The sequence below is a fragment of the Kocuria sp. U4B genome (genome assembly GCF_054875615.1).
This window is the reverse complement of the sequence record NZ_JBTYJD010000002.1, coordinates 33,540-53,829: the sequence shown is the minus strand read 5'-3', so window position 1 is coordinate 53,829 and position 20,290 is coordinate 33,540. Positions and strand designations below refer to the sequence as shown.

Here is a 20,290-nt window from a genome sequence, read left to right as displayed (position 1 = left end):
GAAAATGACTGCCTCTTCACTACGTCGGAGCCCCCGAGGCCCCCACCTCACTTTCCGGAACGGATCAAAGATGTTCACAAACCAACTGGAGGCCGCATGAGAATCGCACTGTTCGCCACGTGCATCGTGGACGCGATGTACCCCCGGGTCGCGCTGGCCACCGTGCGCGTGCTGGAGCGGCTGGGCCACGAGGTCGTGTTCCCGCCCGGCCAGGGCTGCTGCTCCCAGATGCACGTCAACAGCGGCTACTTCGCCGATGCCCTGCCCGTGGTGCGCAACCACGTGGAGGCGTTCTCTGCCGCCGACTACGACGTCGCCGTGGCGCCGTCGGGCTCCTGTGTGGCCTCGCTGGGCCACCAGCAGCCGATGATCGCCCGCGCGGCCGGCGACGAGGACCTGGCCCGCGCCGCGGCGGCCGTCGCCGGCACCACCTACGAGCTGTCCCAGCTGCTGGTCGATGTGCTCGGCGTGAGTGATGCCGCCGGCCAGCTCGGGTCCTGGTTCCCGCACCGGGTCACCTACCACCCCTCCTGCCACGGGATGCGCCTGCTGCGCCTGGGCGACCGGCAGAAGGACCTCGTCCGCTCGGTGGCGGGGCTCGAGTTCGTCGAGCTGCCCGACGCCGAGGAGTGCTGCGGCTTCGGCGGGACCTTCTCCTTCAAGGTCCCCGAGGTCTCCGCGGCGATGGCCGAGGAGAAGATCGGCAACATCGTCGCCACCGGAGCCGAGCTGTGCACCGGCGGCGACGCCTCCTGCCTTCTGCACCTGGGCGGGGCCATGGCCCGCCGGGGCACGGGCGTGGGCACCGTGCACTTCGCCGAGATCCTCGCCTCCACCCGCGCGAACCCGCTCGAGGTCTCCGGGCCGGTCGAGCTGTCCATCCCAAAGCACGGAGGGCGCGGTGGCTGCTCGCCAGCGCGTTCCTCGGCGGCGGGCCCTGCGAGGTGGGCTTCTTCGTCCGTTTCGTCCCACACCACAGGAGGCGCCCGATGACCCGTCGTATTGCATTGGGAATGCCCGCCGTCCGTCCTGTCCACGGTCAGGGCAACCTGCACGCGCACACCTCGTTCCCCGCCGCCGCGAAGGCCGAGATGGGCAACACGCAGATGCGCGCCAACATCCGCCACGCCACGCACACCATCCGCGGCAAGCGCGCGGCCGTGGTGGCGGAGCTACCCGACTGGGAGGCGCTGCGCGCCGCCGGCTCCGCCATCAAGGCCCAGGTGATGGCGGACCTCCCTGCGCTGCTCGAGGAGTTCGAGCGCAACGCCACGGCCCGGGGTGCGACCGTCCACTGGGCCCGCGACGCGGCGGAGGCCAACCGGATCGTCACCGAGCTCGTGCAGGCCACCGGGTCCACGGAGGCCATCAAGATCAAGTCCATGGCCACCCAGGAGATCGGCCTCAACGAGCATCTTGAGGCCCACGGGATCACGGCCACGGAGACCGACCTGGCCGAGCTGATCGTCCAGCTCGCCGATGACCGGCCTTCCCACATCCTGGTCCCGGCGATCCACCGCAATCGTGATGAGGTGCGGGAGATCTTCCGGAAGGGCATGCCCCAGACTGATGATTCCTTGACCAGTGAGCCGCGGGATCTGGCCGAGGCGGCGCGGACCCACTTGCGGGAGAAGTTCCTCTCCACCTCGGTGGCGATCTCCGGGGCCAACTTCGGGGTGGCCGCCACCGGGACGCTGGCCGTGGTGGAGTCCGAGGGCAACGGGCGGATGTGCCTGACCCTGCCCGAGACCCTGATCACCGTGATGGGCATCGAGAAGCTCGTGCCGACCTTCGCCGACCTCGAGGTCTTCCTCCAACTGCTCCCGCGCTCCTCCACCGGGGAGCGGATGAACCCCTACACCTCCCTGTGGACCGGGGTGACCCCCGGCGACGGGCCGCAGGAGGTGCACGTGGTGCTGCTCGACAACGGCCGCTCCGCCGTGCTCTCCAACCCCGCCGGGCGCTCGGCGCTGCACTGCATCCGCTGCTCCGCGTGCCTGAACGTGTGCCCGGTCTACGAGCAGACCGGCGGCCACGCCTACGGCTCGACCTACCCGGGCCCGATCGGGGCGATCCTGTCCCCGCAGCTCACCGGCATCACCTCCGAGCAGAACGCGTCCCTGCCCTACGCGTCCTCGCTGTGCGGGGCCTGCTACGACGTCTGCCCGGTGAAGATCAACATCCCCGAGATCCTCGTCCACCTGCGCGACGAAGACGTGCGCAGCAAACCCTCACCGCGGGTCCCGTCGCAGATGGACCTGATGATGAAGGGGGCGTCGGTCGTGATGTCCTCCGGTAAACGCATGGCCGCCGCCGAGAAGGGGCTACCCCTGGGGCGGGCGGTCGCCGGGCCCGACCGCGCGATCTCCTGGCTGCCCGGTGTGGCGGGCGGCTGGACCGAGCAGCGGGACCTCCCCGCCCCGCCCAGGCAGTCCTTCCGGAACTGGTGGGCCAGCCACGCCGACGAGACCCAGCAGCGGGTGGCCCAGGACGGCGGCCCCGCTCCCGCGGCCGGGAGCAGATCCGGGATCGACACCCACCACGACAGGGAGAGCAATGACTGACGCCAAGACCGAGATCCTCGCCCGCATCCGCGGGGCGCTGCACGACGCCCCGTCGGTCCCCGAGGTGCCGCGCGACTACCGCGTCTGCTCGGACCGCCCGCGCGCGGAGGTCGTCGAGATGCTCGAGGACCGGCTCCTCGACTACAAGGCCGGCGTCCACCACGAGACCGCCGCGTCCCTCCCCGGGAGGATCGCGCAGCTGCTCGGGGCGTCCGCCCGGTACGTGGTGCCCGCCGGGCTGAACCCCTCCTGGCTGCCGGAGGACACCGCCGCCCGGCGCGCGATCGTGGACCCCGACGACGCCCGGCAGCCCGCGGCCCTGGGAGTGCGCGAGCTCAACGCGGTGGACGCCGTGGTGACGTCCTCGACCGTCTCGTGCGCGGAGACCGGCACGATCTTCCTCACCGGCCGCCCCGAGGAAGGCCGGCGCGCCATCACCCTGGTGCCCGACCACCACATCTGCGTGGTGCCGCTGGCCTCGGTGGTCGAGCTCGTGCCCGAGGCCCTGGCGCGCATCACGCCCACGGCGCCGGTCACGATGATCTCCGGGCCGTCGGCGACCTCCGACATCGAGCTCGAGCGCGTGGAGGGCGTGCACGGGCCGCGGCGGCTCGATGTCATCCTGCTCGGCTAGCAACCTTCCTCCCACAGGATTCAGTGTTTCCCCGTGACAGCTACATCGTCTGGCCACCAGAGATCATCGGATTACGCATCATCCAGCCTGCTGGAATTCCATACCACCGGGGCTTCCATCAAGTAGGCATCACTCGTTTCACGTCCGCGGAGCTTGACCGCGGCATCCCGTCCCACCGGGACGCCGCCAATGCTTCTGGATACCAGGGCACAGGCGCAACGATGAACCAGATCACCACATCGGGTACACCTTGAAAGGTATTCATGACCAGCATCAAGCCCATACCTCCGGCCGACCTGCGCACTGGGGATCGGGTTCAAGCATGGTTAGGACCGGCGCTGCACCACGTGGGCATCGTGGAAGTCATCTCCCGGAAGCTCAAGGTGATCTGGATCCGCGACGTCGACCTAGGAGAGCGGCGAATGTTGGACCTGAACGACTACCAACTCCGCCATTGCGGCCGAAGCACCCGGGAGCGAAGCTTCCGGTGATCTACTGCACGCTCCCGCGAGAGCCCGTCGCTAACCCACGGCCCTGGCCACCTCCGCGACCCGACACCCTGTCGCCCACGAGACACGTGTGACCACACCACCGTCCTCCGACCGCACCATCCGCCAACGGAAGACCCATCAAAGACCGGCCGCCTCCGACATGCACTGCCCGGGGCCGGCCCTACAGACGTTCCTCTTCTGGTCATCTGCCTGACCAACCGGGAGAAGAGGAACGCCCGGCAGCTGACCGGTCCCGCAACACCACGGGTCGGGACCAGCCAGCTGGACGTCTGCCTCCTAGCCGTCTCAGGCGGTCCTACCGGAGCAGGCGTCCCGGGGCTCTGCCGGCTCCGAGAGCCACTGCTCGGAGCCGGCAGCATTGCCACACCATCGTCCTCACCGAGACTGACCACAGCCCATCGTCACTGGCTCCTGTCCTCGCGCACTGACCAACATCTGTCCGGCCCACGATGGGGCTTGCGCCAATGTCATCGTGGAACCGCCACTACCTGCCGCTACCGCCAAAGCAACAGCTTCCGCAGACAAGACGACGCCTCCATCACTAACAGACGTTCAGTCCACCAATGTCGAAAGCTCCCGGATGCGTCGATAGAGGGTGGCCCGGGACATTCCCAGGTCGCGGGCCACCTGAGTGGCTGGCTCCCCGGAATCGATCAGGCGCAGGGCGTTGCGGATTTGGGAGTCGGTGAAAGTGGGACGTCGTCCGCCGAGGTCTTTGCCGGCCGCCCTCCGCTTGGCCACGGAGTCGGTGATCCTCTCTCGCTTAATTTCGAGTTCCATCTGCGCCAGGGCAGCCATGACGGTGAAGACCATCGACCCCATCGGGGTGGCCGTGTCCACGTCTCCCCCACCCAGGTTGAGCACCCGCAACCCCGCGCCCCTGCTCCGCAGGGCCTCGGCGAAGGTCAGCATGTTGTGCGTCGAGCGTCCTAGACGGTCCAACGTGGTAATCACCAGCGTGTCACCCTCCTCGATGGCACCAATCGCCTTGTCGAAGGCCGGACGGAATCCACGTCCTCCAGACATTCCATGATCGACATAGAGGTCATCGCGCCGCACGCCTGCATGTAGAAGGTCATGCACTTGCCGGTCCGCGTCCTGCTGCCGCGTCGACACACGCGCATACCCAATCAACTTGCCCACGTCAACCCCATCTGTCTCGCAACCTACGGTGAGTAACTAATTCTAGGGCCATAGATAAAGCACATAGCTACGAGACACTCCGCGCCCCGGAATCTCGCGGCCGCAAAAAAGTTTGACGAGACGTCTCGCATCCCTTGGTTTGGGCGTACGTTGCCACATACGGTCGCTTATGCGACTATATGTGGCATGGAGTTGACCATGGCTGAAGCCGCGGCCCGTTTGGGGGTGTCACCCCGTCAGGCCCAGCGGCTGGCCCAACAGGGGCAGCTGCAGATCGTGCGGCGCGTGGGCCGGACGCTTCTCGTCGAGGACACCGCCATCACCCAGCGGCGCCAGACGGGCAGGGGCCCGGGACGGCGGTGGAACAGCAGCACCGCTTGGGCCGCGATTGAGTTGCTCGAACATGGGTGGACCACCCGGGCGGCGGACCGGACGCTGTTCCGCCTCAAGCGCCGCCTCGCCGACCTGAGCATTGAGGAGTTCGTCCGCTTGGCGGCCGGGCGGGCCCAGACCCGGCGGATGACCCAGACCCGGCGACGACCTGCGGCTCTGAAAGAAGCGCTGATGCTGTCCGGGCGATCCGCCCTGGAAAACCCCGAGGTGGCCGCCCGGTTCGGCCTGACCGGTGGCCAGTCGCAGATCATCGAGGGCTACCTGCGTGGGGACGTTCTCGAGGAGGCGCTCACGCGGTTTGGCCTGGTCGCCGATGCCGAAGGAGAGGTCTTCCTCCACGTCAGCGACGAGGTGCCGGTGGACTCGATCATCACCACCGCCCTGGATCTCGTCGAACGCGGCACCACCCGCGAACGGGCCGCGGCTCACGGGGTGCTGCAGGCGGTGCTGGCCCCGTGAGCGCCGACCAGCCCAGCGCCTCACCGAAGCGCCCTACCTGGCAACTGGAGGAGCCCACCGGAGGCTTCGCCCCGCCGTGGCCGCTGGCGCTGGAACTGGCAGAGGCCATGCCACCAGGATCGTGGACGCTCGTCGGTGGTCTGATGGTCCAGTTGCACGCCCTGCACGCCGGCATGATCCCCCAGCGCTCAACCACCGACGTCGACATCGTCCTCCACATCGAGACCACCATGTCCTGGGCTCGCACCACCCAGGCGCTGCACCAGTGCGGCTACCGACTGCAGCGCCCGAACAACACCAAGGCCCCCTCCCACCGATTCGTGCGCGACGGGGACGTCATCGACGTCCTGATCGCCGACCACGTCGCACCCAAGGCCATGGAGATGCGCGCGCCGGGGAAAAACCTCATGCGGATTCCCGGAGCCACCAGCGCGCTGCGCAAGACGGTGAACTGCCACATCACCCGCTCCGACGGATCCAACATCGTCATCAGCGTGCCCGACGTCCTGGGGGCTCTGACCCTCAAGGGAGGCGCCTACCAGGAAGACTCCCGCGACACCGGTCGCCACCTGGAAGACGCCGTGGTGCTGCTGAGCACCATCGTCGACGCGGACGAACTAGTCGAAGACCACCAGGCGTGGACGCAGAACGACCCGCGGCGGATCAGAGTCCTGGCCCGAAACCTCCCCGCCGACCACCCAGCGTGGGGACTGCTCCCCCAACGCCAGCGACTCAGAGCCCAGCAATCACTCACAATCCTCGCTGAAGCGCCTAATGGGCCCATTCGGCGCTGATGGCCGTGCAACTGCATTAGTTTCTACATCGCGGAACCTGGACACGAAGCACCAAAATACGAATCCGTGGAGACACGCGCATATTGCCTGGCGCATGCGCATGCGGTGTGTAAGACTGACCACCATGATCGACTACAAGCCCCCGAAGATGCAGGGGAACAAGGTGCCCTTCAGCACGCGCCTGACTCCAGAGCAGCATCGTTTAGCAGCAGAAGCTGCTGCTACCACGGGATTGTCGATGGCGGAGTACATCGGTGCGCTCATTGAGCGCGATGCCGAACTCCCTAACAAACTCGACAACAGGGAGGATCCGCGCCTGCCGATCTCCAAAGCGTCTTAAACGACTGACGGCCCGCCTTGCCGGGCGGGCCGTCTAAGTCATTCGGCTGTCTCCGTCGCCAAACTGCGACAGCCGTTCCAACAGCTAACTGAATCGGAACTGGTTATGAACCCAATACCAGGGGACTGTTGTGTCTCCTAGTGTACCTGAGGCGTTCCCGCAAGGGGACCCCTCGCTACTCAGTCGTGTCGATTTTCGCTCACAGCTCGCTTCTAAGGCTGCCTCTGAGCCCGACAAAGACCTCCCGTCGCGGCGCCGTCGGGTGCGCGTGCAGTACGAACGCTCCAAGGCCGTGGTGCTGCGTGCCGTGCCCACTGGGTGCCGGCTGGCCCGCCACGTGGTGGCGTGGAAGCGGACTGCCTTGGAGCACCCCGCCCTAGAGCTGATGCGCGCCGACGGCCGAGCCAACATGCGGGCGTTGATCGATGTCATTGCCGTGCAGCAGGACCCGGCCTCGCGCACCTGGCGCACCACCTGGGCTTGGGTGGCCGAACGTCTTGGGGTCCATGAGGACTCCGTGGGGCGGATGATTCGCCGGCTCAAGACCTGGGGCCTGCTCGCCGTGGTCGCCACCGGCCGCTCGGCCGCCTACACGCCCCGGTCCACGGGCAAGAAGCAGGGCGAGGCCCCCGTCTACGCCCTCACTGTCACCGCCCCATCGTCCACCCCTGGGCCGAAGGCAACAGCAGAGGAGCCGATGCCTGTAGATATAAATGTCGGCCCGGTCCCCCCGAAGGGGGCATGTCCTCCCCCGCACGCGCGCGACGAGTTTTCCCAGAAGGACGCGGCTACGCCGCGACCCACGGCTAAAGCCGCCGCACAGCGGCGGGAGGTCCAAGCCGCACTGTCAGAGCGATCAGCTCCGCTGTGGCCAGCTCATGCAACGGTGAGGCCTTCAAGTGAGGGGGCGACCCGTCAGGATTGGAAGCATGCTTATCGTTGTGCGGGGCTGGAACTCCAACACCACGCCCTGGTCCTGCGCCAGATCACCACCGCCTACGTCACCTCCGTGGCCAAACGCCACTTCGAGGCCGGCTGGACCATCGCCGACATCCTCCACGCCCTGGACTGGACACCTAACGGCCACCGCTACCCCTACGATGCCGTGCACGGCATCGAGAACCCCGGGGCCTGGTTCGCCGCCCGCCTGCGCGCCTGGACCCACCAGGACGGCACCCCCCACCGCTCCCCGGACCAACGCGCCGCGGCCGAAGCCGAGCAGCGCCGGGCCCAAGCCATCGCCGCCGCCCACCGTCACGCTCAGCGACAGGCCGCCCGGCCGTTGGCAGCCGAGACCCCAATGGATGAGGCGGGGGTCGGAGGGTCCGGCGTGGCCGTTAGGTCCGGTGGTGAGGGGGTGCGGGAGCGGCGTCCGTTGAAGGAGCGCTACGCGGCCGCCTACGCGGCCGGACTGGCGGCGGCTGCCCGACGGACAGGGGTGGAATGAGGGCGGCAGGCGTAGTCTGAAAGACCATAGCTGACCTCGACCCTTCCCCGGCGCTCGGCCCTTCCCTGGCCCCGGACTTGGGGCGGGGGTCGCAATGGGGAGGGTGGGGAGTGTCACCATGGAACCCGAATCCACTGTGGCTGAGCTGACGGCGGTCTTCGCCCGGATTCAGGGCATGCTGCTGTCCCAGCACGACGCCACCGATGCGGTGCAGCAACTGGCCCAGGTCGCCCGCGACCTCATCGACACCGCGGTCGGGGCCGGGGTGTCCCTGCTGGAGGCCGAGGGCGCGAAGATCACCACCGCGGCCACCGATGCGGTGGTCGAGGCCGCCGATGCGGCCCAGTACGAGCTCGGGGAGGGCCCGTGCCTGTCGGCCTGGGCCACCGGGGTGGCCCAGCGCATCGAGGACACCGCCACCGACACCTACTGGCCGCGCTGGTCGGCGGCGGCCGCGAGGCTGGGGGTGTCCTCGGTGCTGAGCACCCCGCTGGTCTTCCGCGGGGAGACCATGGGGGCGTTGAAGATCTACGCCACCACCGCCGGCGCCTTCACGGTCACCGATGAGCGGATGGTGGGGCTGCTGGCCGGTGCCGCGGCCACCCTGCTGGGAGCCGGCCAAGACCCGCAGGCCCCGCGCCGGCTCAGCGCGGCCCTGCAGGCGGCCCTGGGTGAGCGCCAGGCCATGGACATGGCCACCGGGCTGCTCATGGCCCGCCGCCACCTCGGTGCCGAGGACGCGCGCCGGTGGCTGCTGGAGACCGCCGCCGCCGATCACCGGCCCGCCCCCGAACTGGCCCGCGAACTGCTGGAGGCCGCCGAGGACCCCATCGGGGGCGACCTGCTCCCCTCTGACCCCACTCCATCGGACCCCCGCCGGTCCGGTCCCGCCGGCCACGGCCCCTGAGCACGGGGTCTGGACACCGCGGGGGTTCCCGCACCGAGAGCAGGACCACCACCGGGCACACCACCGGGTACATCACCGGACTGCTTGAGGACACGGGAAACAGGGGGAACGGCATGGATGATCAGGCCGCCGGGAGGGAACAGGCCCGGTTGCTGGGTGAGGCCCTGCACCGGGCCGGGATCGAGATCCACTGGCTGTGGCTGCAGGCCTTCCGGCTGGGCGGCAACCTCAGCGAACTGGAGATCGAGGCCTATCTGCACCACTGCCTGCACCTGTCCCCGTTCCAGCGCGACGTGCTGGCCCATGCGGCCAACAATCTCATCGACCAGCTGCCCCGACCGCGGGCCCCGTACTCCACGGAGATCCTCTCGGGCCTGACCTCCGACCCCCGGTCCCCTCCCGAAGAGGACGCCGAGGACTCCTCCCCCCACGGCTGAGCCGCCCCCGGGGGGCGTGGCGGACAGTGGCGCAGGACACCGGCGTGTGCGGTGAACGCCCCCCGCCGAGCCGGTGGACAGTCCCAGCGCGAGGCCTGCACAGACCCCGGGGCCCGGATTAGGTAAGGGCTCTGACTAGGGATAATGTCGCCAGTGGCGAGCTGCGCCCCCCGGCGGACCCCCCTTGCGTGCCGGGGCGTGGTGCGCATCGCCGGTGTCCCGTCAGCTGGGACCCACGCGGGCCCTGCCACCCCCCCCCATGGGCAGGGCCCGTCGTCTTTCCCGCACCACCACCGGTGATAAGGGTGGTGCGGGGCGGAGACGGAAACGCCCCCGCAGCGCGCTCCGTCTCCCCGCCGGTCCCAGGCACAGCACACGCGGGTCACCAGGTCGCGGAACTGCGGGAACCGGTGGACGCACCGCCCCTGAGCAGCAGTGCTGCACGGTGCGCCCAGCCTGAGCTGTCACCTCCTGACCATCTCCGGGGTCTCCCCGGCGGGTGCGTCGAGGGGCAGGACCAGCCCTCAGGGTGTGGCGGGTGAGCGCCCGGTGGCGGGGCCGGGCTCAGCGGCGCAGGGTGATGCTGGGGGGCACCCCGTAGGTAGTGCGGTAGGCGGCGGCGAAGCGGCCGGGGTGGGCGAAGCCCCAGCGGGAGGCGATGGCCGCGACCGTGGCCCCGGTGGTGGGGTCGGCCTCGAGGAGGTCGGCGTGGGCGCCGGCCAGCCGTGCCCGCCGCAGGTACTCGGTGGGGCTCAGTCCCTGGGGGTGGTTGGCCCGGAAGGCCCGGGTCAGGAGGGAGGTGGTGGTGCTCGCCGCACGGGCGGCGTCCTCGACGGTGATCGGCTGGTGAGCGTGGTCGTCGAGGAACTGGGTGGCGATGCGGTAGCGGCGGGTCTGGGCGGCCATGGATAGCGACCGCGTCTGGCGGTCACCGGTCAGGGGGAAGCACTCGAGGGCGGCCACGGCCAGGTGCCGGGTGAGGTTGGCGCGCACCAGGGGTACCTCGAAGGCGGCAGAGTCGGCGGTGTCGGCGGCCCAGTGGGCCAGCCCGGACCAGTAGGAGCCCAGGCGGGGGGTGGTCGGGTAGGAGGAGGCGAAGGCGACGGGGGTGTGCTCGGTGCCGTAGACGGTGTCGGCGACCTGCTGCAGCAGGTGCGCGGTGAGGTAGATGTTGGTGGCGTCCAGGTCCGCGGCGAGGATCAGGGCCGGGTGGTGGGGGCGCAGCAGCAGCGGGCACCTGGTGCCGGTGCCGGCCTCGTCACGGGTGGACCACTCGTAGCGGGACCCGTGGTGGAGTACGGTCACGCCGAAGACTTCGGTGTCGCCCCAGGTGGAGAACGCTCCGCCCAACCCCACCCGGGAGATGGTGAGGTCCTCGTCCCCGGCGCGGTCCTCCCGGTAGGAGAACCCGGGGCTGGTCGGGTCCAGGGTGAAGCGCATCCCCAGCTGGGCGAACAGGTCGGTGACCGCCTCCGGGTCGTCGGCCACCAGCTTCTCGTGGGAGACCGCGCTCACTGGCGCCCCACCGGGGCGGGCTCGAGCGCGGGCGGGCCCGGCCGACCCCGCCCGGGGAGCAACGTGCACCTGGTCATGGCAGGTCCCCTGATTCTCGATTCAGCAGTCCACCGCCGGCGGTGCACCACCGGTGGTGTGGCCCCATGATGACCGCCGTGCCCGGTGCCCGACAACACTGTTCCAGCTCCGGTTCCGGTTTTATGGTGCGGTTATGGGTGGTGTGCGCAGGAGTCATTACCGCACCCAGGACCCGGAGCAGGCCCTGGCGGCGCTGGGGCAGGTCTACACCCGGTTGCGGATGGGCACCCCCGTGGGGGGCCGGTTCCGGCTGGAGCTGGCCGCGGTGGCCCTGGAGGCGGTGTCGGTGGAGACGGTGGACATGCGTTGCCCGCCGATCACCGGGGGCCTGGAGGGCACCGGGGTGGTGCGGGTGGGTCACCTGCGCACCGGGCGCTTCGGAGTGGCCACCGCCTCCGGGGCCTTGCCGGGGGCCCCGATCATGCTCTTTCCCTCCACCGCCTACACCGGGTGGTGGGAGGATCTGGGGCTGACCACCGTGACCATGCCGGTGGGTGTGGTCGAGGACCACGCCCGGGCCCTGCTGGATGCACCGGCCTTCCGGTTGCACTTCACCGGCCACACCCCGGGGATCGACCCTCGCTATTGGAGGGCCACCGTGGGGCACCTGATCGGGGTGGTGCTGCCCAATGAGGCGGCCACCGCCTCCCCGTTGATCCGGGCCCAGGTGGTGCAGTCGGTGGTCACCGCGGTGCTGCACACCTTTCCCAGCACCTTCACCGACCACCTGGCCCATGACCGCCCGCAGGCCGCTGAGCCGGTCGGGGTGGTGAGCGGGCCGGTGCGCCGGGCGGTGGCTTTCATCGACACCCACCTGGGCGAGCCCATCGGGGTGGTCGAGATCGCTGCGGCGGCCCGGTTGAGTCCGCGCGGGCTGCAGGCGGCCTTCCGGCGTCAGAAGGGCACCACCCCGATGGCCTATCTGCGCACTACCCGCCTGGCGGCCGCCCATACCGACCTGCTGGCCGCCGACCCGGGTGCCGGGGTCACCGTGGCGGCCATTGCCGCCCGGTGGGGTTTCGCCCACCCGGGCCGCTTCGCCGGCGCCTACCGCGCCGCGTACGGGGAGAGCCCAGCGGCCACCCTGCACCGCTGACCCCCCCCCCCCCCGCCCGCGCTGACCCCCTGCCTGCGCTGACGACCGGGTCGGCCCCGGATCACTCCTGGGTCGCTACGCCATCCCCTCCCCCAGGGGCAGCCCTGGCCGGTAGCCGAGCCGGACGAGTCCTGGGTGCTCACCAGCTCAAGGACAGGGGGCGGGCCCTGCCACAGGGGGGTGGTGGCAGGGCCCGTCCGGTGCCCCGCGGGGGATTCGGGACACCATCCACCCAGGACCTGTCGGGTCCCGGCGGCTCCTGAAACGGGAACGCCGCCGGGTGGATCACGACCCTCTGGGTGGTAACCCCACAATACGTACTTTGCCAATGCAAAGTCATCGGGTGATGCGGGAGTGTGCCTGTGCGGTCCGACGATGCGGTGGGCCCGGATCCACACCTGCTCCGCGCCCCGGCTCGTCGTGCTCCGCGCCCGTCGTGGCGTGTCCGCGCAACACGCCAGAATTCCCCGCATCGGGCCTGGTGAATGCGCATATCAGTACGGCTAAATGGTGTTCTGCCGTTTTGTCGTCGAATAGGTGTTCTATCCTGGCGGCATGAGACACCCAGTACCGCTCACCACCGATGACCCCGTGTGGGTGGCTGCGGTCCTGGTCCGCGTTCCGGCCGGCTTCCCCTCCCCTGCCCAGGACAGCTTCGACGACGGGAGGATCGACCTCAACGAGGTCCTCATCCGTGACGTCACCTCCACCTACCTCTTCCGCGTCACCGGGGACTCCATGGAAGGCATCGGGATCTACTCCGGCGACGAAGTCCTCGTGGACCGCTCCCTGACCCCCAAGCACGGCAATGTCGTGATCGCCGTGCTGGACGGGGACTTCACCATCAAGACCCTGCACGTGCACCCGGAGAAGGTGGTGCTGCACCCGGAGAACCCGGCATACCCCGACGTCGAGGTGCCCACCTTGAGTGAGCTGCTGATCTGGGGTGTGGTGGTCTACGGGATCCGCCACGTCCACTGAGCACGTGATGGTGGTGTGCGGTGATCGCCCTGGTGGACGTGAACAACTTCTACGCCGCCTGCGAGGTGCTCTTCGAACCCTCCCTGGCCGGCAAGCCCCTGGTGGTGCTGTCCAACAACGACGGCTGTGTCGTCGCCCGCAGTGCTGAGGCCAAGGCCCTGGGGATCCGGATGGGTGACCCCTGGTTCCAGCTGCGCGCCGACGCGGCCCGGTGGGGACTGGAAAAGCGGTCCTCCAACTACCAGCTCTACGCGGATCTGTCCGAACGGGTGCTGCTGCTGCTGGCCCGCCACAGCCTGGGTCAAGAGGTGTACTCCATCGATGAGTGTTTCCTGCTCCCTCCGGAAGGCACGCGCACGGAGCAGGTGCGGTGGGCGCGCCGGCTCAAGGCCACCGTGGCTCGCAATGTCGGGCTGCCGGTGAGCATCGGCATCGCGCCCACCAAGACCCTGGCGAAGCTGGCGACGGAGACCGCCAAGAAGCTCCCCGCCACCGGTGGGGTCGTGCACTGGGACCATGCCCCACCCGGCTACTGGGACCGCCTGATGGAGCAGTTGCCGGTCGCCGAGGTGTGGGGGATCGCCGGACGCCTCGCCAAGCGGCTGGAGGCCGTCGGGATTGAGACCGTCGCCGATCTCCGGGATGCGGATCCGGTGGCGATCCGGCACAAGTTTTCCGTGGTGCAGATGCGTACCGTGCTCGAGCTCAACGGGACCCCGGCGCTGCCGGTCGAGGACGAGGTGGCCACTAAGGCCCAGATCCTGGTGAGCCGGGCCTTCCCCGACCCGATCTGGGATCCGGAGCTGGTGGGGCAGGCGGTGGCCGAGTTCGCCCAGCGGGCTTCCCGCCGGCTGCGGAAGGAAGGAGAGGTGGCCGGGCGCCTCACCGTCTTCGCCAATACTTCCCCGCACCGGCTCGGACCTACGCACAACGTCTCGGCGCATGTGCGCCTGGCTGTGCCCACTGCTGAGCCCGGACCCTTGGTGTCCGCGGCGCGGGCCGCCCTGGTGCCGAAGCTGCTGCACGGGATGGCCTACATGCGCGCCGGCATCCTCTGCCTGGACCTCGCCCCCGACGGTGCCGTCCCCGTGCTGCCGGGGGTGCTCGAGCAGCCGGCTCCGATCGGGGAGCTGATCGATGCGGTGAACGCCCGCTTCGGCACCGGCACCCTCGCCCTGGGCCGGCTCGGCGCCCACTCCCCCGCCCCCTGGGCCAATCGCCAAGCCGACCTGTCACCCCGATACACCACGGACTGGAATGAACTGCGTACCGTCAGCTGACCCAAGACATGCAAGGGGTTGCCGCACGTTTCCTCGGCCCCGGCGGGCCTCCGAAACGCTTGCCAAAGGTTTTTGGTTGCATTTGTGGATGGCGTGAAGGGGAGAGTAGCTACCTTGCTTGTGGTTGGGGCTATGGGCAAGCCCGACCCCTAGGGGGAAGGATGACCACCTTGGCACCATATTGGTACCACACTGGTACCACACTGGTACTGGTGTGGTACCAGATAATGTGATGTGTCCGGCTCACCTTGATCAGTTTCCCCATCGGAAAATCATGGGCAGAGCGGAAACGGCTCTCCGCTCCTTGCCGCCGAAGGGCCTATGCCTTATTGGTCGACCTCTCGGGACGCCTTACAGGATGGGAACAGGGGGCAGCTGACTTTAGTTGTCAGCGCCCGGTGCAATGCTCCGTCCAAGGGTGGGGCGATATTGGTCGCCTCGAATCCGCGGCTGGGCACAGGGCGTCCCTTGTGCCGTGCAACGATCCTTAGGTGCCGTACCACACTAGTACCACACTAGTACCACACTAGTACCACACTAGTACCACACTAGTACCACACTAGTACCAGTGTGGTACTAGTGTGGTACCAGGGAATTAGTGCAGGGGGACGTCCGAGCCGTATCGCTCTTCGAGCACGGGCCATACGAGGTCTTCGATCAACTTCTGCTGAGAGGTGTCTTCTGCCTCAGCTGCGTAGTTGAGTAGTGCATGCTGGGCGGCGTTGAACCGGAAGTTGTAGCCCTTAGCTTTGGAGCTGCTCCGTGCTCGCCGCTTCCAAGGTGTCATCTGGGGCTCCTCTGCTGGGGCCTGAGTGGTGTCAGCCTCAGCTGCAGAGGCGAAGCGCTCAATCTGCTCGTTCCGGTCACTGGCTATTGGTCCGCGCTTTTTCACCACGAGAGGACCTCCTTGGTCAACAACTGGATCTCCGCCTTGGCCTTGGGGTCGTGCATTTCCACCACGCCTTTGCCTTCCGCCAGGCAGTCAGCAAAAGCCTTCCTCTGGTGCAGTACCGTCTGCGCCAGACGCACCTGCGGGAAGTCGGCAAGGTAGGACTGGGCCTCTTCGCGATCCTTTGCGAACACATTGGAGGAGACGAAGTTGAGGACCAGCATCGATTTGAGGTCTTCGTTGAAGTCCTGAGCGCCTTCCACGGTCCGCAACAGGCCGGCCACGGCATCCAGGTCGGCTTGGGTCGCTCGAGTCGGGCTAATCAGAACATCTGCGGCGGTGAGTGCTGTGCGCATCTCCTTGGAGTCCTTGCCTGGGACGTCTACGAGGATGTGGTCGAACTTGGACCGGAACTCTTCAAGGAACTTGTGCAGGGAGCCGGACTTCTGCACGGACTGCAGGGAGGGAAGGCCTGCTTCGTCCCGATCAGCCGTGAAGTTTGACGTCGTGTGGATCGTGGGATCCGCGTCCACCATCAGTACGTCACAACCCTGGCGTTGCAGTTCTACGGCCATGTTGACGGTCACGGTGGACTTACCTGTGCCGCCCTTCTGGTGTCCAAAGACAAAGATCATGACACCACACTAACACCACACCAGTGTGGTATTGGTACCACACTGGTGTGGTACCAATACCACACCATATGTGTGTCGCCGCAGCCCCGCCGTCTCGGGCCTCAAGGTTGCAGGGCATCTCGGGGAATGCCTTCTGGCTGTCCAGATCAGCTGCTCCAGGATCCTCGTCCTCACCCGGGGGTGAGCGTGTTCTGCCCCACCGGAGGGAATTGCTGGCGGTGCCGGCTCATGCGGGCGCGGGTGGCGCACCTCGGTGAGCAGTAGACCCGGCGCCGCGCCGGGGAGCGGTCCAGGAACACGGTGCGGCAGACCGCATCAGGGCACACACCGATGCGGTCCAGCACACCAGTGACCACCGCCTGGTGCAACAACGGGATCACGGCAGTCGCCAGCTTGGCCACGAGCGACCCTCTGCCGGAAACGGCGTGGGCCGAGCGGTGACCGCTGGGGGTGTGGTTAAGCGTCCCGTGGGTGGCGGCCAGCTCCTCGAGCCGCTCAGCGGCGCGCGTGGGGGAGTCCGCCAGGACGACAGCGGTGAGGGCCTCGCGCAAGCCGCGGGCCTCGGCAATGTCTGCAGTGGCATCATCGGCCGGTGCCGTGCTGCCCGTGGGGCGGGGAGGCGCGAGCTCGGCGACCAGCGGGCCGAGATCCGACCAGCGGTTCAGCCCATCCGGGCGGCGCCCCACCGGGCGCGTGTTCACCAGCACCAGCACAGCCTCGGTGGCCTGCATCGGGTCCATGTTGCGAGCCTAGGTGGGGGAGAGAGTGTCCTCGGGGACGCCTGCACCCACCCCCTGCGTGTGCCTCCCCGCGACCGGGGAGTCGAGGCGGGAGTGGTCGCCAGGATCACCGGTGACCTGGACAGCTCACGGGGCTACTACCGTCAGGACGTCCTCCTGGAGGACCCGTCGTACCCCGGACCCGCTGCAGGGGCCGGCAATGGTGCGGGAGGACCTGGACGGGCTGCTCACGGACTACCCGGATGGACGCCGACGGGCAGATCCTCGAGGAGCACCGCTACGACGACCCGGCCACGATCATCGGGCAGCTCGAGCTCTCCTAAGTCAGGCAAGGTTGCGTGCCGGCGACTACCGGAGGGTGATGGTCCAGGGAAGAGCCGGTCCGCGCAGGTGGTCGATGCGGAGAGGACGGGACCCCCGCCCCCGCGCGGTGGCGGGGGCGGAGGTCCTGGAGCAGCTGCCGTTCGGGCTTTACCGCGATCAGGCCTTGGTGACGCTCAGGGTGGTGTTGGCGCAGGAGTTGGCGAGCTTTGTCAGCGCCGCCTTCTCCGTTTTGTCCACGCTCAGGCCCCAGCGGATCTTCACCGCCACCCACTGGGTGACGTAGGTGCACCGGTTCTTCGGCGGCAGCCACTGCTCCGGGCCGCGGGCTCCCTTGGAGGAGTTCAGCTTCGAGGTCTGGGCGTTGAGGGTGCGGGAGTCGCCCAGGTCGTTGTAGAAGGCCACCCGCTTCGCCTGGGTCCACTTCTTCGCCCCCGACCCCCACGCCTCGTGCACCGGCACGGTGTGGTCGATCTGCACGGCCGAAGCGGAAGTGTGGGTGCGGTTGTCCCAGGAGGTGACCCACTTGCCGCTCTTCACCGTGCACCGCTTGGCGGTGGTGTAGGACACGGCCGCCTTCCGCTCGTTGTACAGCACTTCGGCGCGGGTGTTCTGGCAGTCCCCGTTGGCGTCCTTCCAGTCCCCGAAGTACTTATCCCGGTCGTAGCCGGTGTTGGACTCGGTGGCCACCGGCAGGGACTTCACCGCGGTGCGCAGCGGGGCCTTGTAGGTGGTGGCGGCCTCGGCCGGCACCGCCAGGCCGGTGAGCAGCAACCCGGCCACCGCCCCGGAGGCGGCGGCGGCCGTGCCGTAGGAGGAGACCCGGGAACGGGTGCGGGAGAAGACACCGAGCGGCATGGAAGAACCCCTAGAGAGAGCGTGGAACGAGGCGCCGGATCAGGCGCCCCTCATGGTCACACCCCGGATGGTTTGCCAACAAAAATGCATGAAAGTTACAAGCTGGCCTGGGACGACGCCCGGTAGGACGGCCCCTCGTGTCCGATCCGCGTCCCCTGTGCGGTGGAGTGCCGACCGGGGGCGGGGGTCAGGCCCAGTGCCCGGTGCGGTCCCCGGTGCGGGCCAACTGGACGACCAGGATCCCGGGCAGGAACGGGGCCTGGACGGCCCCGGCGATGCGCCAGCCGGCGGCCGCGGCTTGCTTGTGGATCTCCAGCACGGTGGTGTCTCCGGCGCGCAGCTCCCGGGGTGTCCAGGCGGTCACCCCGGCGGCTTTCAGGGTGAGCTCGCACGACGGGCCGCCGAGGTTGAAGGAGGGCGGCAGCACCACGTGGGGGCCGCTGGGCCCGGTGAAGTATGAATCACCCCAGGGGAAGGCGGACACGCGAGCGAAGGCGGCCTCGCCCATCGGCTCCAGCAGTGTCTCGAGCTCGCCCCACCACCGGTTCCTTGGTACGCAGTATGATGGGTGCTTTCTTGGTAATAGATGAGGGGAGTGCATCCTCCGCGATCGGGAATGCCATTTTCCCAGCGATACTGCGGTTTAGGAACCAGCCGCCTCCACTACCACGCTCAGCCCGTGGACAACTCATGCTTGTGCCACTGCCCGTACTTAGTGCGCCATACGATTGAGACGGCAACCTGTTGCCCAATAACGGACTCAACGAAGTTTTGGCGCTGTGAATCCATCGCGTCTTGCATGGCCTTTTGGCGGCGCCATCGATCCTGCATCTCGGCTTCCATGTTGGTTCTACCCATGATGCCGTTGTAGGCCGAGCCCATAGATGGCATCTCATCCGACACGCATGGAACTTCAATCTGGGGCGGTACTTCGGAAAAGTCAGGACCGACGCGGTCGCGCCGCGGCAGGTGAATCTTGATGGCATCCCCACTTGCCACCACTTCTGCGGTATCAATCACTTCCGGTTCATGGCGGGTCCATGCCCGGATAGTGACGTCGCGGGCTACGTCAAGGCCGGTATTTCGGATCAGAAACGTGCCATGGCTGACCTTCTCGTCCTGCCATTCCACTTCCCCTCGGTGGGTAGCGCGGAGTTCTTGCCGAATGGCCAGCGTGAGCACTGGGACTGCCAGGACGGCGGCGGCGACGCTGGCCACGATGCCAGTGATTTCCCAGCCGGTGAGCAAGAGAGGGGTCATACGCCGAATCTAGCGTCAATCCATATGATTCGATGCTTTATCTGACCGTCGACGCTGGCCTTCCGACGCCTATGCCGGCCAGTCCACTCCTACGAGAACTGTAAGTTGGCTGTCCCGTAACAGACATTTGCATGTACCTTGCTCCTATCTCCATCCTCCAGGGAACTGGCCGGTTATCCCCCCCCCCCCGGAGTGGCCCACAGAAGCGGACCCACCTCGCCGGGTGGGGCCGCTTCTATTGGGGAATCAAGGCGGCCTGTGGGCTTGTCCAAGGCTGAGTGTCGTCTGAAAGATTTCAGGCAACTGACTGTCGAGTAACAGACGATTGCATGTAAGTTGTGCTCACCCCCCGGATGGTGCCTCCCCCCAGGGCACCTTGGCGCCCCACCCTGTCCCCCCACAGGGTGGGGCGCCTTCTTTCATCTACAGAGGCTTCGCCGTAATAGATATGCAAACTTATTACTTGATAGCCTAGCGGTTCCGTGGCCACTCGACGGGGGTCGGATGTGCCAAAGGCACCATGGGGGGACATCCGAGACGTATCCGAGTGGCGACCACCCCCTCACGGAGAGGCGCCCCCACCCTTCACGGGTGGGGGCGCCTTTAGGATGTGGCCATCCCGCTGCGTGGGTTTACCTCATTGGCTGGGGCGCGTCTGGGTGGATTAGAGCTTACGACGTGCTTTGGATGAGCCGCGGACCAGTTCCTTTACGTCGTCGATGTGCATCCCGGCCCAATCGGCGAGGTCTTCGACTGTATGTCCGTCCTGGTGCATTGCCACGATGGCGTTGTTCCGCATTCGTACGGCGATCCCTCGCTCCAACGTGAGCACGTGGATGCGCTCAGTCAGTTCGGCAAGTTCTGCCTGGCGGTCAGTAATTTCATCTACGGGCACGCCGTCGTCGTACGTTACCTTTTCGTTACCCATATTCCTAGCGTCTCACAAAGGGGTCGAATCGCGCCCGAAGCAGTTCGGCGAGGCACTGACAGTTCGATGTACGCCTACG

22 protein-coding genes are annotated in these 20,290 nt (G+C 67.7%); 13 read left to right on the top strand and 9 right to left on the bottom strand.

The genetic code is table 11. From position 1 onward, the window contains the following. The first annotated feature begins 96 nt into the window (after positions 1–96). The 4 genes from ACYSMR_RS18125 to ACYSMR_RS18110 all read left to right on the top strand — a co-directional run bounded on the left by ACYSMR_RS18125 (position 97) and on the right by ACYSMR_RS18110 (position 3,689). The gene (locus ACYSMR_RS18125) at positions 97–993 is read left to right on the top strand and encodes a (Fe-S)-binding protein (RefSeq protein ID WP_461748178.1); all 897 of its coding nucleotides are present in this window, start codon (positions 97–99) and stop codon (positions 991–993) included. Continuing rightward, on the top strand, positions 990–2,564 hold the full coding sequence (locus tag ACYSMR_RS18120; protein WP_461748177.1) for a lactate utilization protein B: 1,575 nt from the start codon (positions 990–992) through the stop codon (positions 2,562–2,564). Before ACYSMR_RS18125 ends, ACYSMR_RS18120 begins: the two co-directional genes overlap by 4 nt. Beyond that, positions 2,557–3,198, top strand: coding sequence for a LutC/YkgG family protein (locus tag ACYSMR_RS18115; protein WP_461748176.1), 642 nt, complete (start codon positions 2,557–2,559; stop codon positions 3,196–3,198). The genes ACYSMR_RS18120 and ACYSMR_RS18115 overlap by 8 nt, the downstream gene beginning before the upstream one ends. A gap of 263 nt (positions 3,199–3,461) precedes the next feature. Beyond that, a complete protein-coding gene (locus tag ACYSMR_RS18110; protein ID WP_461748175.1) occupies positions 3,462–3,689 on the top strand; it encodes a hypothetical protein in 228 nt (75 codons plus the stop codon). A gap of 573 nt (positions 3,690–4,262) precedes the next feature. Here ACYSMR_RS18110 and ACYSMR_RS18105 read toward each other — a convergent pair. Then, on the bottom strand, positions 4,263–4,853 hold the full coding sequence (locus tag ACYSMR_RS18105; protein ID WP_461748174.1) for a recombinase family protein: 591 nt from the start codon (positions 4,851–4,853) through the stop codon (positions 4,263–4,265). A 198-nt stretch (positions 4,854–5,051) separates the two neighbouring features. Between ACYSMR_RS18105 and ACYSMR_RS18100 the strand changes: the two genes are divergently transcribed. The 6 genes from ACYSMR_RS18100 to ACYSMR_RS18075 all read left to right on the top strand — a co-directional run bounded on the left by ACYSMR_RS18100 (position 5,052) and on the right by ACYSMR_RS18075 (position 9,630). Beyond that, positions 5,052–5,705: a hypothetical protein gene (locus ACYSMR_RS18100; protein ID WP_461748173.1), complete on the top strand. Its 654-nt coding sequence runs from the start codon at positions 5,052–5,054 to the stop codon at positions 5,703–5,705. Continuing rightward, the gene (locus ACYSMR_RS18095) at positions 5,702–6,499 is read left to right on the top strand and encodes a hypothetical protein (protein ID WP_461748172.1); all 798 of its coding nucleotides are present in this window, start codon (positions 5,702–5,704) and stop codon (positions 6,497–6,499) included. The genes ACYSMR_RS18100 and ACYSMR_RS18095 overlap by 4 nt, the downstream gene beginning before the upstream one ends. A gap of 124 nt (positions 6,500–6,623) precedes the next feature. Then, positions 6,624–6,839: a hypothetical protein gene (locus ACYSMR_RS18090; RefSeq protein ID WP_251334251.1), complete on the top strand. Its 216-nt coding sequence runs from the start codon at positions 6,624–6,626 to the stop codon at positions 6,837–6,839. 268 nt (positions 6,840–7,107) lie between these two features. Then, complete coding sequence (locus tag ACYSMR_RS18085; protein ID WP_461748171.1) at positions 7,108–8,286, top strand: hypothetical protein; 1,179 nt, start codon at positions 7,108–7,110, stop codon at positions 8,284–8,286. A gap of 136 nt (positions 8,287–8,422) precedes the next feature. Continuing rightward, the gene (locus tag ACYSMR_RS18080) at positions 8,423–9,193 is read left to right on the top strand and encodes a GAF and ANTAR domain-containing protein (RefSeq protein WP_461748170.1); all 771 of its coding nucleotides are present in this window, start codon (positions 8,423–8,425) and stop codon (positions 9,191–9,193) included. Positions 9,194–9,306: 113 nt separating this feature from the next. Next, entirely contained in the window at positions 9,307–9,630 is a 324-nt protein-coding gene (locus ACYSMR_RS18075) for a hypothetical protein (protein WP_461748169.1), read from the top strand. A 564-nt stretch (positions 9,631–10,194) separates the two neighbouring features. On the opposite strand, the gene ACYSMR_RS18070 is transcribed toward ACYSMR_RS18075, so the two are convergent. Further along, complete coding sequence (locus ACYSMR_RS18070; RefSeq protein ID WP_461748168.1) at positions 10,195–11,145, bottom strand: helix-turn-helix transcriptional regulator; 951 nt, start codon at positions 11,143–11,145, stop codon at positions 10,195–10,197. A 211-nt stretch (positions 11,146–11,356) separates the two neighbouring features. Here ACYSMR_RS18070 and ACYSMR_RS18065 point away from each other — a divergent pair, with 211 nt between their 5' ends. The 3 genes from ACYSMR_RS18065 (at position 11,357) to ACYSMR_RS18055 (ending at position 14,580) form a co-directional block, all read left to right on the top strand. Next, complete coding sequence (locus tag ACYSMR_RS18065; protein ID WP_461748167.1) at positions 11,357–12,319, top strand: helix-turn-helix transcriptional regulator; 963 nt, start codon at positions 11,357–11,359, stop codon at positions 12,317–12,319. 555 nt (positions 12,320–12,874) lie between these two features. Beyond that, the gene (locus tag ACYSMR_RS18060) at positions 12,875–13,300 is read left to right on the top strand and encodes a LexA family protein (protein ID WP_461748166.1); all 426 of its coding nucleotides are present in this window, start codon (positions 12,875–12,877) and stop codon (positions 13,298–13,300) included. A gap of 20 nt (positions 13,301–13,320) precedes the next feature. Beyond that, the gene (locus ACYSMR_RS18055) at positions 13,321–14,580 is read left to right on the top strand and encodes a Y-family DNA polymerase (RefSeq protein ID WP_461748165.1); all 1,260 of its coding nucleotides are present in this window, start codon (positions 13,321–13,323) and stop codon (positions 14,578–14,580) included. A 595-nt stretch (positions 14,581–15,175) separates the two neighbouring features. Here ACYSMR_RS18055 and ACYSMR_RS18050 read toward each other — a convergent pair. From ACYSMR_RS18050 to ACYSMR_RS18020, 7 genes are all read right to left on the bottom strand, one after another. After that, positions 15,176–15,475 (bottom strand): hypothetical protein, encoded by a 300-nt coding sequence (locus ACYSMR_RS18050; protein WP_461748164.1) that lies wholly within the window; start codon positions 15,473–15,475, stop codon positions 15,176–15,178. Beyond that, positions 15,469–16,104 carry an AAA family ATPase gene (locus ACYSMR_RS18045; protein WP_461748163.1) on the bottom strand — a complete coding sequence of 212 codons (636 nt, stop codon included), beginning with the start codon at positions 16,102–16,104 and terminating at the stop codon, positions 15,469–15,471. Before ACYSMR_RS18045 ends, ACYSMR_RS18050 begins: the two co-directional genes overlap by 7 nt. Positions 16,105–16,274: 170 nt before the next feature. Then, positions 16,275–16,844 carry a CGNR zinc finger domain-containing protein gene (locus tag ACYSMR_RS18040; RefSeq protein WP_461748162.1) on the bottom strand — a complete coding sequence of 190 codons (570 nt, stop codon included), beginning with the start codon at positions 16,842–16,844 and terminating at the stop codon, positions 16,275–16,277. 480 nt (positions 16,845–17,324) lie between these two features. Next, complete coding sequence (locus ACYSMR_RS18035) at positions 17,325–18,023, bottom strand: HNH endonuclease family protein (RefSeq protein WP_461748161.1); 699 nt, start codon at positions 18,021–18,023, stop codon at positions 17,325–17,327. 187 nt (positions 18,024–18,210) lie between these two features. Continuing rightward, positions 18,211–18,531, bottom strand: a complete 321-nt coding sequence (locus ACYSMR_RS18030) for a hypothetical protein (RefSeq protein ID WP_461748160.1) — start codon at positions 18,529–18,531, stop codon at positions 18,211–18,213. A 164-nt stretch (positions 18,532–18,695) separates the two neighbouring features. Beyond that, on the bottom strand, positions 18,696–19,283 hold the full coding sequence (locus tag ACYSMR_RS18025) for a hypothetical protein (RefSeq protein ID WP_461748159.1): 588 nt from the start codon (positions 19,281–19,283) through the stop codon (positions 18,696–18,698). A gap of 664 nt (positions 19,284–19,947) precedes the next feature. Continuing rightward, positions 19,948–20,211 carry a hypothetical protein gene (locus tag ACYSMR_RS18020; protein ID WP_461748158.1) on the bottom strand — a complete coding sequence of 88 codons (264 nt, stop codon included), beginning with the start codon at positions 20,209–20,211 and terminating at the stop codon, positions 19,948–19,950. Between the last annotated feature and the right edge of the window lie 79 nt (positions 20,212–20,290).

Coding starts and splice junctions, on each gene's coding strand:
- ACYSMR_RS18125 (WP_461748178.1), top strand. CDS start 97: ATGAGAATCGCACTGTTCGCCACGTGCATCGTGGACGCGATGTACCCC.
- ACYSMR_RS18115 (WP_461748176.1), top strand. CDS start 2,557: ATGACTGACGCCAAGACCGAGATCCTCGCCCGCATCCGCGGGGCGCTG.
- ACYSMR_RS18110 (WP_461748175.1), top strand. CDS start 3,462: ATGACCAGCATCAAGCCCATACCTCCGGCCGACCTGCGCACTGGGGAT.
- ACYSMR_RS18025 (WP_461748159.1), bottom strand. CDS start 19,283: ATGACCCCTCTCTTGCTCACCGGCTGGGAAATCACTGGCATCGTGGCC.
- ACYSMR_RS18065 (WP_461748167.1), top strand. CDS start 11,357: ATGGGTGGTGTGCGCAGGAGTCATTACCGCACCCAGGACCCGGAGCAG.
- ACYSMR_RS18090 (WP_251334251.1), top strand. CDS start 6,624: ATGATCGACTACAAGCCCCCGAAGATGCAGGGGAACAAGGTGCCCTTC.
- ACYSMR_RS18030 (WP_461748160.1), bottom strand. CDS start 18,531: ATGGGCGAGGCCGCCTTCGCTCGCGTGTCCGCCTTCCCCTGGGGTGAT.
- ACYSMR_RS18060 (WP_461748166.1), top strand. CDS start 12,875: ATGAGACACCCAGTACCGCTCACCACCGATGACCCCGTGTGGGTGGCT.
- ACYSMR_RS18045 (WP_461748163.1), bottom strand. CDS start 16,104: ATGATCTTTGTCTTTGGACACCAGAAGGGCGGCACAGGTAAGTCCACC.
- ACYSMR_RS18035 (WP_461748161.1), bottom strand. CDS start 18,023: ATGCCGCTCGGTGTCTTCTCCCGCACCCGTTCCCGGGTCTCCTCCTAC.
- ACYSMR_RS18075 (WP_461748169.1), top strand. CDS start 9,307: ATGGATGATCAGGCCGCCGGGAGGGAACAGGCCCGGTTGCTGGGTGAG.
- ACYSMR_RS18040 (WP_461748162.1), bottom strand. CDS start 16,844: ATGGACCCGATGCAGGCCACCGAGGCTGTGCTGGTGCTGGTGAACACG.
- ACYSMR_RS18100 (WP_461748173.1), top strand. CDS start 5,052: ATGGCTGAAGCCGCGGCCCGTTTGGGGGTGTCACCCCGTCAGGCCCAG.
- ACYSMR_RS18120 (WP_461748177.1), top strand. CDS start 990: ATGACCCGTCGTATTGCATTGGGAATGCCCGCCGTCCGTCCTGTCCAC.
- ACYSMR_RS18020 (WP_461748158.1), bottom strand. CDS start 20,211: ATGGGTAACGAAAAGGTAACGTACGACGACGGCGTGCCCGTAGATGAA.